This is a genomic window from Denitratisoma sp. agr-D3, from assembly GCF_054658675.1.
In genome coordinates this window covers 12,891-27,049 of sequence record NZ_BAAGIA010000002.1, presented here as the reverse complement: position 1 = coordinate 27,049, position 14,159 = coordinate 12,891, and the positions used below count along the sequence as shown (strand labels likewise).

The following is a 14,159-nucleotide window of genomic DNA, read 5'->3' as shown; positions in this document are numbered from 1 at the left end:
TTCTATAACTGTTAGTCAGCATAGTCGCTATCTCCCCTGCGGGAGCGAAACATAGAATCGCCCGAAATGACAATGTGCCGGCGCCTTATGAATATTGCAAAAGTGTTAGGCCGACACGAACAACAACGACGCGATTGAAAAATGTCAGGGCTTGCATCACGAAAGCCCCAACAGCAGGAGGAGCGATGAAGAGCAATTGGACGCGTAGGAAATTGCTGGGTTCGGCATTATCAACCCTGACCCTGGCCTGTCTGCCCCTCATGGGGGTGGCGGCGGAGCCGCTGAAGGTGGGCTTGATCGTGCCCATGAGCGGTCCCTTTGCCTCCACCGGCAAGCAGATCGAGGCGGCGGTCAGGCTCTACCAGAAGAATCACGGCGAGACCGTGGCCGGACGCAAGGTGGAGGTCATCATCAAGGACGACGGCGGCACCCAGCCCGACGTGACCAAGCGCCTGGCCCAGGAGCTGATCGCCAAGGACAAGGTGCAGGTGCTGGCCGGCTTCGGCCTGACGCCCCTGGCTCTGTCGGCGGCACCCATTGCCACCCAGGCCAAGGTGCCCATGGTGGTGATGGCCGCCGCAACCTCCAGCATCCCGACCAAGTCGCCCTACATTGTGCGCACCGGCTTCACCTTGCCCCAGGTGACGGCGCCCCTGGCGGACTGGGCGGCGGCCCATAAGGAACAGAAGATCCGCAACGTGATCACCCTGGTCACCGACTATGGTCCGGGCATCGATGCGGAAAAGGTGTTCGTCAGCCGCTTTACCGCCGGCGGCGGCAAGGTGGTGGATAGCCTGCGTACGCCTCTGCAAAACCCCGACTTCGCCCCCTTCCTCCAGCGTATCAAGGACGCCAAGCCCGATGCGGTGTTCATGTTCGTTCCCTCCGGTATCGGTGCTGCCGTCATGAAGCAGTTCGCCGAGCGAGGCCTGGCCCAGGCCGGCATCCGCCTCATCTGTACCGGCGACGTGCTCGACGACAAGGATATGGAAAGCATTGGTGCCGCGGCGGACGGGGTGATCAGTTCCCACCACTATTCCGCGGCCCACGACAGTCCGGAGAACAAGGCCTACGTCGCGGGCATCGCCAAGCTCGCCGACGGCATGCGGGCGAACTTCATGTCGGTGGGCGGCTACGACGGCATGCACGTCATTTACGAGGCCATCAAAAAGACCAATGGCGACAGCGACGGCGACAAGCTGTTGGCGGCCATGAAGGGACTGTCCTGGGTCAGCCCGCGGGGTCCGGTCAGCATCGATCCGGCCACCCGCGACATCATCCAGAACGTCTACTTCCGCAAGACGGAAAAGCTCAAGAGCGGGTGGTTCAACGTCGAGTTCGACAAGGTAGAGCAATTCAAGGATCCGGGGGTTTGATCCCGGTTCCGCAGCGCCATAGCCAGTACTTCATCCGGTTTCGATAAGCCCGTGCCGACGGCATAGGCGGGTCGCGTGCGTCAAAAAAAGAGGAGATAGCGATGAGTTTGATTTCGAGAAAAGTGCGTAACGCCCTGGTTGCCGCCGCCATCGTGGCCGGGGGTTCCCTGGCCCAGGCCGCCGACACCATCAAGATCGGTTTGCTGGCCCCCTACTCGGGCCCCTTCGCCAGCTACGGCAAACAGTTCGAGGGGGGCATGCGTGCCTACCTCAAGCAATACGGCGACACGATCGACGGCAAGAAGATCGAGCTGATCACCCGTGACACCACCGGCCCCGCGCCGGAACTGGGCAAACGCCTGGCCCAGGAACTGGTGGTGCGCGACCAGGTGGACTTCCTAGTGCTGGGTGGCTTTACGCCGGAAACCATGACGGCGGGCGCCGTGGCGACCGCGGCCAAGAAGCCGCTGCTGATCCTCAACTCCGCCGGCACCGGCCTCACCGACAAGATCCCCTATGGTGTGCGCGTGGGTTATTCCTTTGCCCAGATCACCAAGCCGCTGGGCACATGGGCCGCCAAGAACGGCATCAAGAAAATGGTGACCCTGGTGCCCGACTACGGTCCCGGCATCGATACCGAGAACTCCTTCAAGGCGGCCTTTACCGCCGGTGGCGGACAGGTGGTGGACAGCATCCGCGTTCCCCTGAAGAACCCGGAATTCGCCCCCTTCATCCAGCGCATCAAGGACACCAAGCCCGACGCGGTGTTCACCTGGGTGCCGGCCGGCGAAGAACAAGTGGCGTTGCTCAAGGCCTACTTCGAGCGGGAACTGGACAAGGCTGGCATCAAGCTCTACTGCCTGGGCGACGGCCTCGATCAGCATGCCTTCACGGCCCTGGGCGACAAGCTCAAGGGCGTGATCAGCAGCCTGCACTATTCCCTGAGCCACAACTCCGCCGAAAACAAGAAATTCATCAAGGCCTTCGCCGACGTGAACGGTCCCGCTCTGGAGCCGACCTTCATGGCCGTGGCTGCCTACGACAGCGTCGCCGCAATCTTCGAGGCGGTGAAGAAGCAGGGCGGCAACGTGGACGGGACCAAGTCCCTGGAAATCATGTCCAACCTGCAAATCGAAAGCCCCCGCGGCAAGATCACCATCGTGCCCGCCACCCGCGACGTGACCCAGACCGTCTATATCCGTCGCGTCGAGAAGAACGGCGGCAAATTGGAAAACATCGAGTTTGAACCCATCGCCGGAGTGCTGCCGTGATCGGTAATTTCCTCGGCGTGCTGTTCGATGGCGTTGCCTACGGCAGCTTGCTGTTCCTCATCAGTATCGGTCTGTCGGTCACCATGGGCTTGATGAACTTCGTCAATCTGGCCCATGGCGCCTTCGCCGCCTTTGGCGGATACGTCTGCGTGACCCTGATGATGCGGATGGGGATGCCTTTCCTCTACACCCTGCCCGTGGCGTTCGTCGCCACCGGGCTGATGGGGGTGGTGCTTGAGCGCTTGCTGTACCAGCGCCTGTACAAGGCATCTCCCCTTGACCAGGTGCTGTTCTCGATCGGTCTCACCTTCGTCGCGGTGGCGGTGGCCACCTACATTTGGGGCCCTGGCCAGCAACCGGTCCAGTTGCCCGAGTTCCTCCAAGGCCAGACCAGCCTGTTCGGTATCGACCTGGGGATTTATCGCCTGTTCCTGATCGGCGTGGTGGTGGTGATCACCGTTGCCTTGGTGATGCTGCTCGACCGTACCCGCTTCGGCGCCCAGATCCGCGCCTCGGTGGACAACCAGATGGCGTCCGCCGGCTTGGGGATCAACGTCAATCGCGTCTTCATGCTCACCTTTGCCCTGGGGTCCGGCCTTGCCGGCCTGGGCGGCGGCCTGGGCGTGGATGTACTGGGCCTGGATCCGGGCTTCCCCCTCAAGTACATGGTCTATTTCCTCCTGGTGGTCGCGGTGGGGGGCGCCGGCAGCATCAAGGGCACCCTGATCTCCGCCCTGATCCTCGGGATCTTCGATGTGGCCGGCAAGTACTACTTCCCCGAAGTCGGCGCCTTCATCATCTTCGCCTTGATGGTGCTGCTGCTGTCGATCTTCCCTTCCGGCCTGTTTGGTAAGCACGCATGAATTTTCCGTCTATCGATCATGCACGCCGCCTGCCCAGCGATCGCTGGTCGGGCTTGGAGATCGGCTTCTGGCTGATCCCCGTGGCGTGCTACTTCCTGTTTCCCAACCAACTGCTGCTGGGTAGTCAGATCCTCATCATCGGCCTGTTTGCCGTCTCCCTGGATTTGATCCTCGGCTACGCCGGGATCGTTTCCCTCGGCCATGCCGCCTACTTTGGCCTCGGCGCCTACACCGCCGGCCTGCTCGCCAGCCACGGCTGGGGCGAGCCCTTGTCCGGTTTGTTGCTGGCGGCCCTGGTCGCAGCGGTGGCCGGCTTTCTGTGCAGCCTGTTGGTGGTGCGCGGCCGCGACCTGACGCAGTTGATGGTGACCATGGGTATCGGCCTCATGCTGTTCGAGGCGGCCAATAAGGCATCGTCCATTACCGGCGGGGTGGACGGCTTGTCGGGCATGGTCATGGACATGGTCCTCGGCCAATTCGAGTTCGACCTGATGGGCAATGTCGGCTACTGGTACAGCTACGCCGTGCTGCTCCTGGTGTTCGTCGTGCTGCGGCGCCTGGTGAGTTCACCCTTCGGCCTCGGTCTGCGGGCGCTGCACAGCGGTCCCAAGCGCATGCCGGCCATCGGCGCCGCCGTCTACAAGCGGCAGATCGCCGTGTTCACCCTGGCCGCCGCCATCGCCGGCATCGCCGGCGCCTTGCTGGCCCAGACCACCCAGTTCGTCGGTCTCGACAGCCTCAGCTTCCACCGTTCTGCCGAGCTGCTGATCGTCCTGGTGCTGGGCGGTGCCGGACGGTTGTACGGCGGCCTGGTGGGCGCGGCCGTCTTCCTCCTGGCGCAGAACTATCTGTCCGACCTCAACCCGGTGTACTGGCAGTTCTGGCTGGGCCTGCTGCTCATCGTCATCGTCATGTTCGCCCGGGGCGGCGTGCTAGGCGGCCTGGAAGAGATCAAGAAGAAATTGAAGAAGAGAGCGTCATGACTTACGCCCTGCGTACGGAACTCCTGTCCAAATCCTGGGGTGGCTTCGCCGCCAACACCGACATCAGTCTTTCCATTGCCGCGGGGAGCCGCCATGCCCTGATTGGTCCCAACGGTGCCGGCAAGACCACCTTCATCAACCTGCTGACCGGGGTGTATGCCCCGACCCAGGGCAGGGTGTTCCTCAATGACGAGGATGTGACGGACATGCCCCAATACGCCCGGGTCAAGCGCGGCATGACCCGGACTTTCCAGATCAATACTTTATTCCCCGGTCTCACCGTCCTCGAGTCGGTGGTGCTGGCCATTCTCGAACGCAAAGGTAAGGCGACCCAGTGGTGGAACACGGTGGCCGGTCGGCGCGAGGAAGTGGAAGAAGCGATGGCGCTGCTGACCACCCTCGGTCTTGCCGAGTTCGCCCACAGCGAGACGCGTCATCTGGCCTATGGCCGTCAGCGGCTGGTGGAAATCGCCCTGGCCCTGGCCACACGCCCCAAGCTGCTGCTGCTCGACGAGCCGGCGGCGGGGATTCCGACCGGCGAAAGCCGCGAGCTGTTCGACGTCATCGACCGCCTGCCGCGGGACGTCACCATTATTTTCATCGAGCACGACATGGGACTGGTATTCCGTTTCGCCGAACGCATCACCGTATTGGTTGGCGGCAAGGTCCTGACCGAAGGAACACCGGCAGAAATCAGTGCCGATCCCCGCGTCAAGGAAGTGTACCTGGGGGAGGCCAAGCACCATGGCTGAATTGTTGGCATTCGACGGCGTGACAGCCGGCTACGACGAGTCGGTGGTGTTGGAAGACATCAGCTTCAGCATGCAGGAAGGCGGCAGCCTGGCACTGCTGGGCCGCAACGGTGTTGGCAAGTCGACCCTGCTGGTGACCATCATGGGTTTCACCCGGCTGCATCGCGGCGACATCCGCTGGCGCGGCGCCAGCATCGCCCGCGTCAGCAGCCACCAGCGCGCCCAGCGGGGCCTGGGTTGGGTTCCCCAGGAACGCTTCATGTTCCCCTCCCTGACGGTGGAGGAGCACCTGACCGCCGTTGCCCGTCCTGGTCACTGGAACCTCAAGCGGGTCTACGAGATTTTCCCCCGCTTGCGGGAACGCCACCGCAATCTGGGCAATCAGCTTTCCGGTGGCGAGCAGCAGATGCTGGCGATTGCCCGCGCCCTGATGATCAATCCCGCCATGCTCCTGCTGGACGAACCGATGGAAGGCCTGGCGCCGGTGATCGTGCAGGAATTGATGAACAACATCCGCGACCTCGTCGAGGATAGCGGCATGGCGGTGATTGTCGTCGAACAGCATGCCCGCCTGGCGCTTTCCCTGACCCGGGACGCCCTGGTGCTGGACCGTGGCCGGATCGTCCACGCATCGGACAGCCAAAGCCTGCTCGACGATGCCGACACCCTCGATCGTCTGGTCGCCATTGCCTGAAGGATACGAGGACACCATGCCCAAGGCACTCAACATCATCAAGGACGAACACCGGTCCCTGTCAGCCGTCTTGCAGGGGCTGTTGTACCTCGTGCAGGAAGTCGAAGCCGGCCGCCTGGCGCCGGACTTCCACCTGCTGCGGGCCATGCTGCATTACCTGGAAGCCTATCCCGACGCGATCCACCACCCCAAGGAGGATCGCTACCTCCATCCCCACTTGCGCGCCCGCAGTGCCGAGGCAGCGCGGATGCTCGAATTCGTCGAGGCGGAGCACCGCCAGTGTCCCCAACGCACCAGCGACCTGATGTCCGAGCTCGACCGCTACCAGGATGCCGGTGCCGCCGGCCTGTCCCAATTCGCGGCCGCGGTGAAGGCCTACGCCGAATTCCAATGGCGCCACATCGAGCGCGAGGAAAACGAATTGCTACCCCTCGCCCAGCAAGTGCTCCTGCCGGAGGACTGGGCGGAGATCGATGCCGGCTTCGGCACCCATCGCGACCCGCTGGGCGGCATCGAGGTGAACAAAGAATTTCGTCTGTTGTTCCGTGAAATCGCGAATCTGATTCCGGCCCCCATGGGTCTGGGGCCAGGAAGCAGCGAGACAGGGAAAGGCGGCGGAAGTTAGTGCGACGCAGTTACATAACAAATCTAGGAGGAATACCAATGCGACATGGAGTGAAGGCCCTGAAGCCCCGCCTGCTGGTGGGTGCCATTGCAGCAACCTTGGGGGCGGGAGCGGCATTGCCTGCTGCCGCCGAAACGGAAATCGAAGCACTGCGCCGCGAGCTTGCCGAGCAAAAGGCGCTGATCTCCCGCATCCTGGCAGATCAGAAAGCGCAAAAGGAAACCGTCCAGGCCGTACAGATGAAAGCAGAAAAAGCCGAGGCCGCCGTTGCTGCTGCGCCGGCCTCTTCCTCGGCCAAGAGCCTGATGTCCGCCTTCGGTCCGAACGTGACGATATACGGCGTGCTGGACGGTGGTATCGAGCACATTAGCAATATTAGGGATACGACTAACAACACTCAGGGCGGGCTGACTCGGATGCCCAGCATCACGGGTAGCGTGGCATCCCGGCTCGGGGTCCGCGCCAGCAAGGAGATTACTCCCGATTTGAAGGCTATTGCCACTATGGAAGCTGGGTTCAATTTCAACGATGGAACCTTAGGACAAGGAGGACGTTTGTTTGGTCGCCAGTTATTTGCCGGCGTAGAAACTAAATACGGTACTTTCACTGCTGGTCGACAGTACTCCATGCTGCTCTATGGCTTGGGTGATTCTGATTTGCTTGGCCCCAATATCTACGCTCTTGGCTCCCTCGACGCCTATCTTCCTAACGCTCGTTTTGACAACTCGGTTGCCTGGATGGGTAAGTTTGGCAAGGTATCTCTTGGCGGTCTCTATTCGACTGGTCGTGACAAGGCTGGTGGGGCACCGGCTTCTGGCACATGTGCTGGACAAATCGCCGGCACGTCCCAGTGCCGTGGCTTTTCAGCGATGGCCAAATACGACGATACCTCATACGGCGTGGCATGGGCAATCGACCGTCAGTACGGCGGTACAGGAGCTACATATTCTTTCTTTAATGGCGCTGCTCCTGTTAATTTTTCCGGACAAACAGATACAGATACCCGCACCGCTATCAACGGCTATTTGAAGTTCAACGGAGGGCATAAGATTGGTATCGGCTATTTGGGACGTCGAGTCCATGCGACAGGGAGTGACGTCAGTTCCGATGCTTACTATCTTGAAGGGGCTTACCAGCTGACCAGTGCCATCACGATCGACGGCGGCTACCACACCATCCGCAACAAGGACCAGGATCGCAATGCGAAGCTGTTCGTGATTCGCGGTTTCTACAACTTCGATCCTTCCTTTGCCACCTACTTGAGCCTGGGCCACATCAGCAACAGCAGCAAGGCCAGCTATGCGGTATCCGTGGGTGCCGGCGTGGCTCCTCCGGCCGGCGGCAGCCAGGACGCCACCATGGTGGGTATCCGCTACAAGTTCTAAAGCGGTGTTGGTGGAGGGGAGCGATCACTCCTCCACCATTTTTTGATGACCGATACAGCCCCTCAGTATTGGCTTGCTTCCAGGGAGGTGACATGCAAGGCATGGAGCAAGGTGCGCAATTGACCGCGCAAGGCTGTTCGGTCCTTTTCGCTCAGGGGAGCCAGCATCCGACTCTCCAGTTGGGTGACGGCATTGTCGCAGCGACCCAGCAACTCATGGCCCAGGGCCGTGACATGAATGCGGATGATGCGGCCGTGGGCCGGATCGGGCTGGCGCTCAATCCATCCCTTTTCCTCCATCATTTTCACCATCTCGTTGGCCGCCTGGGGCGAGACCAGCGAACGCTCCGCCAGTTGGGCATTGGAGAGCTGGCTATGACCGGTCAGGGCGGACAGGGCGGTGTACTGGGTGACGGTCAAGCCGACCGGGGCGATGGCGTCGCGCAACTGACGCTTGAGCGCATGGTCGAGGCGGCCGATCAGATAGGCGATGCCCAGGGGTTTTTCCGCCGGACGAGTTGAGTCGTCGCCTTTAATTTCTTTAGTCCTAGAATTTTTTTTCATGGAGTACTTGCGTTCCGGTTCTCGATCAAAGACAATTCGCTCAATATCAAGTTACCTGATATTACCCTGATAACGGAGGTCAGTATGACAAATTACGAAGGACGCTGGAAGACCGTGAAGGTCGATGTCGAAGAAGGTATCGCCTGGGTGACCCTGAATCGCCCCGAGAAGCGCAATGCCATGAGCCCGACGCTCAATCGCGAAATGATCGACGTGCTGGAAACGATCGAACTGGATGACGACGTGCAAGTGCTGGTGTTGACCGGCGCCGGTGAGTCCTGGTCCGCCGGCATGGATCTGAAGGAATACTTCCGCGAAACGGACGGCAAGTCCGATGTCTATCAGGAGCGCATGCGCCGCGATTGTTCCCAATGGCAGTGGAAGCTGCTGCGCTTCTACAACAAGGCCACCATCGCCATGGTCAATGGCTGGTGTTTCGGTGGTGCGTTCTCGCCCCTGGTGGCTTGCGACCTGGCCATCGCCGCCGATGAGGCCGTGTTCGGCTTGTCCGAAATCAACTGGGGCATCCCTCCCGGCAACCTGGTGAGCAAGGCCGTGGCCGACACCATGGGCCATCGCAAGGCCCTGTACTACGTCATGACCGGCGACACCTGGACCGGCAAGGAAGCCGAGGAAATGGGCTTGGTCAACAAGAGCGTGCCCCGTGCCCAGCTGCGGGACGAGGTGAAAGCCCTGGCCCTCAAGCTGCTGGAAAAGAACCCCGCGGTGCTGCGCTATGCCAAGCACGGCTTCAAGCGTTGCCGCGAATTGACCTGGGAGCAGAACGAGGACTATCTGTATGCCAAGGTGGACCAGTCCAATGGCCGCGATCCGGAGAAGGGCCGCGCCCAAGGCTTGAAGCAATTCCTGGACGACAAGACCATCAAGCCCGGCCTGCAAACCTACAAGCGCAACGTCTGATCCGCTGCGGCCCCCTGGGCATCAGGGGGCCGTACAAAGGATAAGAAAGAAAGCGCTGCAACGAAGTGCGCTTCGCGTTAACGCGAACACCAACAACAGGAGGAAACCATGTTTGAGACCCAGCTTCTGATCGGAGGCGCCAGCCGGGCTGCGGCAGGCAATGCAACGTTTGATCGTTTGAATCCGGTAACGGGCGCAGTAGCCAGCCGTGCTGCCGCGGCGACTGTCGCCGACGCGGACAGCGCCGCCGATGCCGCGCAAGCGGCCTTCCCGGCCTGGTCGGCCACTTTGCCCGGCGAGCGCCGCAAGCTGTTGCTCAAGGCTGCCGAGATCATGGACGCCAAGACGCCGGAATTCATCGCCCGCGGCGTGGCGGAAGCTGGCGGCGCACCCATCTGGTACGGTTTCAACGCCATGCTGGCGGCCAACATGCTGCGTGAAGCGGCCGCCCTGACCACCCAGGTCGGCGGCGAGGTCATTCCTTCCGACGTGCCCGGCAACCTGGCCATGGGCATCCGTCAGCCGGTCGGCGTGATCCTCGGCATCGCCCCGTGGAATGCACCGGTCATCCTCGGCACCCGGGCCATTGCCACCGCCTTGGCCTGCGGCAATACAGTCATCCTGAAGGCATCCGAAGCGACACCCGCCGTTCATCGGCTGATCGGCACGGTATTCGAGGAAGCTGGTTTCCCCCCGGGCGTGGTGAACGTGGTGAGCAATGCCCCCGCAGATGCTCCTGCCATCGTCGAGCGCCTGATCGCCCATAAGGCGGTGAAGCGGGTCAATTTCACCGGCTCCACCCATGTTGGCCGCATCATCGCCCAACACGCGGCCAAGCACCTGAAGCCGGCACTGCTTGAACTGGGTGGCAAGAATCCCATGGTGGTCCTGGAGGATGCCGATCTGGACGAGGCCGTCCAGGCTGCCGCTTTCGGCGCTTTCTTCAACCAGGGCCAGATCTGCATGTCCACCGACCGGCTGATCGTCCACCGCAAGGTGGCCGACGAGTTCGTCTCCCGCCTGACGGCCAAGGCCAAGAGCATGCGTGCCGGCAAGCCCGGCGAGGAAGGTGCGGCATTGGCGGCCATGATCGACGCCCAGTCCGCGCAAAAGGTACAACGCCTGGTGGCCGATGCGGTCGCCAAGGGGGCTTCCCTGACCACGGGTGACTTCAGCGCCGATGGCGTCGTGGTGCAACCGAGCATCGTGGACGGCGTGACGAAGGAAATGAACTTCTACGCCGAAGAGTCCTTCGGTCCGGTGGTGGGCATCCTGCGCTTCGACAGCGACGACGAGGCCGTGGCCCTGGCCAACGATAGCGAATACGGTCTTTCCTCGGCCGTGTTCAGCCGGGATATCGGTCGTGCCATGGCGATTGCCAAGCGGATCGAGTCGGGTATTTGCCACATCAATTCGTCCACGGTCCATGACGAGGCGCAGATGCCCTTCGGCGGAGTCAAGGCCAGCGGCTACGGGCGCTTTGGCGGCAAGGCCGGCATCGAGGCCTTTACGGAATTGCGCTGGATCACCATCCAGACGACGCACCGTCACTATCCCGTCTGAGGGGAGCGCCATGTTGCAAAAAAAGCTTGATGGCTACCGGGCCGTCAGCATAGGGGGTGCTCCGGTGACCGTCCGACGGGATGCCGAGGGCAACTGGCATTTGCGCTCGACGGAGGCCCTGGGCCCCTATCCGGAGCGGATCACCGACCGGCTGATCGAGGGTGCGGAAAAGCATCCGGAGCGAACCCTGGTGGCCCGACGCGGCGCCGACGGCGAGTGGATCCGGATTTCCTACGGCGACATGCTGCGCCGTGCCCGCTGCATCGGCCAGGCGTTGCTGGACCGCAACCTTTCCGCCGAGCGGCCACTGCTGATCCTGTCGGGGAATGACCTGGAACACCTGCAAATGGCCATGGGCGCGCTCTACGCCGGCGTTCCCTATGCCGCCATTTCCCCCGCCTACTCGCTGATCTCCAGCGACTACGGCAAGCTCGCCCATGTGGTCGATCTGATGACCCCGGGCATGGTGTTCGCCAGCGATGGCCGCGCCTTTGATCGCGCCATCATCAGCGTGGTGCCCGAGCAGGCCGACGTGGTGATCAGCCAGAACGAACTGACCGGCAGGGGTTCCATTACCTTCGCATCCCTGTTGGAGACGGTCCCGCGCGACGTTGACCATGTCAATGCGGGGCTGAGTGGGGAGAGCATCGCCAAGTTCCTGTTCACCTCCGGCTCGACCAAGATGCCCAAGGCGGTGACCACGACCCATCGCATGCTGTGCAGCAATCAGCAGATGCTGCTGCAAACCTTCCCCTGCTTCGGCGAGGAACCGCCGGTGCTGGTGGACTGGCTACCCTGGAACCATACCTTCGGCGGCAGCCATAACGTCGGCATCGCCCTCTATAACGGCGGTTCGCTCTACATCGACGACGGCAAGCCGACGGCGCAAGGCTTCGGCGAAACCCTGCGGAATCTGCACGAGATATCCCCCACCGTCTATTTCAATGTGCCCAAGGGCTGGGAGCTGCTGGCCGATGCGTTGGAACAGGATGCGGCCTTGCGCAAGACCTTCTTCTCCAAGGTCAATCTCTTCTTCTTCGCCGGCGCGGGCCTGTCCCAGGCGGCGTGGGACAAGCTGGAACAGATCAGCGAAAAGCATTGCGGCGAACGCATCCGGGTCATGAGCGGCCTGGGCATGACCGAGGCTTCCCCTTCCTGCACCTTCACTACCGGCCCCCTCATGTGTGCCGGCTATGTGGGCCTGCCCACGCCCGATTGCGAGCTCAAGCTGGTGCCGGTGGACGGCAAGCTGGAAGCGCGGTTCCGCGGACCCCACATCATGCCGGGCTATTGGCGGTCACCGGCGCAAACGGAAGAAGTGTTCGACCAGGAGGGCTACTACTGCACCGGCGACGCCCTCCGCTTCGCTGATCCGGACCATCCCGAAATCGGCATGATGTTCGACGGCCGCATCGCCGAGGATTTCAAGCTGAGTTCCGGCACCTTCGTCAGCGTCGGTCCCTTGCGTGCCCGCATCATCAGCGAGGGCGCGCCCTACGTGATGGACGTGGTGCTGACCGGCATGAACCGGGACGACATCGGCGCCCTGGTCTTCCCGCGCCTGGAGCACTGCTGCCGCCTGGCGGGCGTCAGCGAGGACATCAACCCCGGCGAACTGCTTTCCAGCCAGCCGGTGCGAGACTTGTTCACGCAACTGCTGGCGCGGGTCAACGCGAAGGCCAGCGGTTCCGCCAGCCGCATCGCCTGGATGCGGGTGCTGGAAGACGCGCCATCGATCGATCATCACGAGATCACCGACAAGGGATCCATCAACCAACGGGCCGTCCTGACGCGGCGGGCCGAGTTGATCGACGCCCTCTACGAGAATCGTGACAACCAGAGAATTGGTTGATCTGACGCCTTGCCCACCCCAACGGATGGTTCACCGCCTTCGCCTTAATCCGGGCGAAGGCGGCACCGCCGTGGGATCGGGCATGAGCGCGGGCAAAGGCCCATGGAGAAAAATATGCGCAACCTGAGTTTTCCCGCCGCACTGGCGGTCTATGGCATGTTGCTGGCCATACCGGCAACCCTCACGGCGCTGGCCCCCGCCACATGGCAAACCATCCCCTTGCTGGCTCTGGTCCTGCTGGGCCTGATCGGCGCGGCCAAAGGCTACCGCCTGGGGCAACGCAATGCTGGTTTGGACACGGCCCGCCGGGAACGGCTGATCGCTGCCTGCCATGGGGGCGACCAGGAGGCGTTGCAGGCAGTGTTATCGACATTGCCGGCGGATGGCACCCTGCGGCCCATCGTGCATCTCTTCCTGGAAGTCTGGCGGGGCCGGCGGTCCATCGAGGAATCCCTGGCCAAGGTCGAGGCAGAGCTGGCCGCCTCCCAGGAGGCGCCGATGGCCGGGCTGAGCGCCGGCGAACAGGAGACGACGTTCCGCCTACTCAACGAGGAATTGGCCAGGCTGAAGGAAGCCATCGAGGGCGGGATCGCCCATGCCGCCAAGGCGGGGGAGATTGCCCGCAGCTCCGGTGCCCATGTGGACAATGCCCTGGTTGCCACCCAGGAAGCAGAGGGGGGCGCCCAACTGCTGTCCGGGCAAAGCCAGGACATGAAGCGGGTCTTCGAGGAGTTGACGGAGCAGGCCAGACAGATCGGTTTGATTGTCGGCAGCATTCAGGATGTGGCGAAACGCACCAATCTGCTGGCCCTCAATGCGGCGATCGAGGCTGCCCGGGCCGGGGAGGCGGGGCGGGGTTTCGCCGTGGTGGCGGACGAGGTGCGGCAACTGTCGGACCAGGCCAACGCCTCGTCGGAGCAGATTGCCGGCATTACGAAAGCCTTGTTCGGCAAGGCCAGCGAAGCTGCCGATGGAATTTCCCAGTCCTTGGAAAGCATCAGCCAGGTGATCGCCGCGACCATGGTGGTCGCCTCCTCCATCAATGAAGTGAAAGCGGGTGCCGCAACCCGCGCCGAGGTGGTGAAGAAGGCCAGCGAGCAGTTCCGCATTCAGCTTGAGCATTGCGGCAATTTGCATCAGCAGGTGGATACGGCGCTGCAACGGCTGGTTTAATTTCCCGCGCTATCAGCAGTTGTCGGTGGGAGGCGGGCGGACAATTGTCGGAATCCGGTAGCGAGGCCGCCCCATTGCACCGACCCTGATCGATCATCGCCACGGATCCTGCCCCGGTACTGACTGAGGCAAGGTCCG

The 14,159-nt window shown here is 62.3% G+C and carries 13 protein-coding genes; 12 read left to right on the top strand and 1 reads right to left on the bottom strand.

The window, feature by feature from the left end; all coding sequences use genetic code 11:
• Nucleotides 1-185: 185 nt before the first annotated feature.
• From ACYQ2U_RS05125 to ACYQ2U_RS05090, 8 genes are all read left to right on the top strand, one after another.
• Nucleotides 186-1,376, top strand: coding sequence for an ABC transporter substrate-binding protein (locus ACYQ2U_RS05125; RefSeq protein ID WP_459949274.1), 1,191 nt, complete (start codon nt 186-188; stop codon nt 1,374-1,376).
• 101 nt (nt 1,377-1,477) lie between these two features.
• On the top strand, nt 1,478-2,647 hold the full coding sequence (locus ACYQ2U_RS05120; protein WP_459949273.1) for an ABC transporter substrate-binding protein: 1,170 nt from the start codon (nt 1,478-1,480) through the stop codon (nt 2,645-2,647).
• Nucleotides 2,644-3,510 (top strand): branched-chain amino acid ABC transporter permease, encoded by an 867-nt coding sequence (locus tag ACYQ2U_RS05115; RefSeq protein WP_459949272.1) that lies wholly within the window; start codon nt 2,644-2,646, stop codon nt 3,508-3,510. Before ACYQ2U_RS05120 ends, ACYQ2U_RS05115 begins: the two co-directional genes overlap by 4 nt.
• The gene (locus ACYQ2U_RS05110; RefSeq protein ID WP_459949271.1) at nt 3,507-4,493 is read left to right on the top strand and encodes a branched-chain amino acid ABC transporter permease; all 987 of its coding nucleotides are present in this window, start codon (nt 3,507-3,509) and stop codon (nt 4,491-4,493) included. Before ACYQ2U_RS05115 ends, ACYQ2U_RS05110 begins: the two co-directional genes overlap by 4 nt.
• Nucleotides 4,490-5,245: an ABC transporter ATP-binding protein gene (locus ACYQ2U_RS05105; RefSeq protein ID WP_459949270.1), complete on the top strand. Its 756-nt coding sequence runs from the start codon at nt 4,490-4,492 to the stop codon at nt 5,243-5,245. Before ACYQ2U_RS05110 ends, ACYQ2U_RS05105 begins: the two co-directional genes overlap by 4 nt.
• Nucleotides 5,238-5,939, top strand: a complete 702-nt coding sequence (locus ACYQ2U_RS05100; protein WP_459949269.1) for an ABC transporter ATP-binding protein — start codon at nt 5,238-5,240, stop codon at nt 5,937-5,939. Before ACYQ2U_RS05105 ends, ACYQ2U_RS05100 begins: the two co-directional genes overlap by 8 nt.
• Nucleotides 5,940-5,955: 16 nt before the next feature.
• On the top strand, nt 5,956-6,564 hold the full coding sequence (locus ACYQ2U_RS05095) for a hemerythrin domain-containing protein (protein WP_459949268.1): 609 nt from the start codon (nt 5,956-5,958) through the stop codon (nt 6,562-6,564).
• Nucleotides 6,565-6,614: 50 nt separating this feature from the next.
• A complete protein-coding gene (locus ACYQ2U_RS05090; RefSeq protein ID WP_459949267.1) occupies nt 6,615-7,949 on the top strand; it encodes a porin in 1,335 nt (444 codons plus the stop codon).
• Nucleotides 7,950-8,011: 62 nt separating this feature from the next.
• On the opposite strand, the gene ACYQ2U_RS05085 is transcribed toward ACYQ2U_RS05090, so the two are convergent.
• On the bottom strand, nt 8,012-8,512 hold the full coding sequence (locus ACYQ2U_RS05085) for a MarR family winged helix-turn-helix transcriptional regulator (RefSeq protein WP_459949266.1): 501 nt from the start codon (nt 8,510-8,512) through the stop codon (nt 8,012-8,014).
• Nucleotides 8,513-8,596: 84 nt separating this feature from the next.
• Between ACYQ2U_RS05085 and ACYQ2U_RS05080 the strand changes: the two genes are divergently transcribed.
• The 4 genes from ACYQ2U_RS05080 to ACYQ2U_RS05065 all read left to right on the top strand — a co-directional run bounded on the left by ACYQ2U_RS05080 (nt 8,597) and on the right by ACYQ2U_RS05065 (nt 14,021).
• Nucleotides 8,597-9,433 carry a p-hydroxycinnamoyl CoA hydratase/lyase gene (locus ACYQ2U_RS05080; RefSeq protein WP_459949265.1) on the top strand — a complete coding sequence of 279 codons (837 nt, stop codon included), beginning with the start codon at nt 8,597-8,599 and terminating at the stop codon, nt 9,431-9,433.
• 108 nt (nt 9,434-9,541) lie between these two features.
• A complete protein-coding gene (locus tag ACYQ2U_RS05075) occupies nt 9,542-10,996 on the top strand; it encodes an aldehyde dehydrogenase (RefSeq protein ID WP_459949264.1) in 1,455 nt (484 codons plus the stop codon).
• 10 nt (nt 10,997-11,006) lie between these two features.
• On the top strand, nt 11,007-12,848 hold the full coding sequence (locus ACYQ2U_RS05070; RefSeq protein ID WP_459949263.1) for a feruloyl-CoA synthase: 1,842 nt from the start codon (nt 11,007-11,009) through the stop codon (nt 12,846-12,848).
• A 102-nt stretch (nt 12,849-12,950) separates the two neighbouring features.
• Nucleotides 12,951-14,021, top strand: a complete 1,071-nt coding sequence (locus ACYQ2U_RS05065) for a methyl-accepting chemotaxis protein (protein ID WP_459949262.1) — start codon at nt 12,951-12,953, stop codon at nt 14,019-14,021.
• Nucleotides 14,022-14,159: the final 138 nt, after the last annotated feature.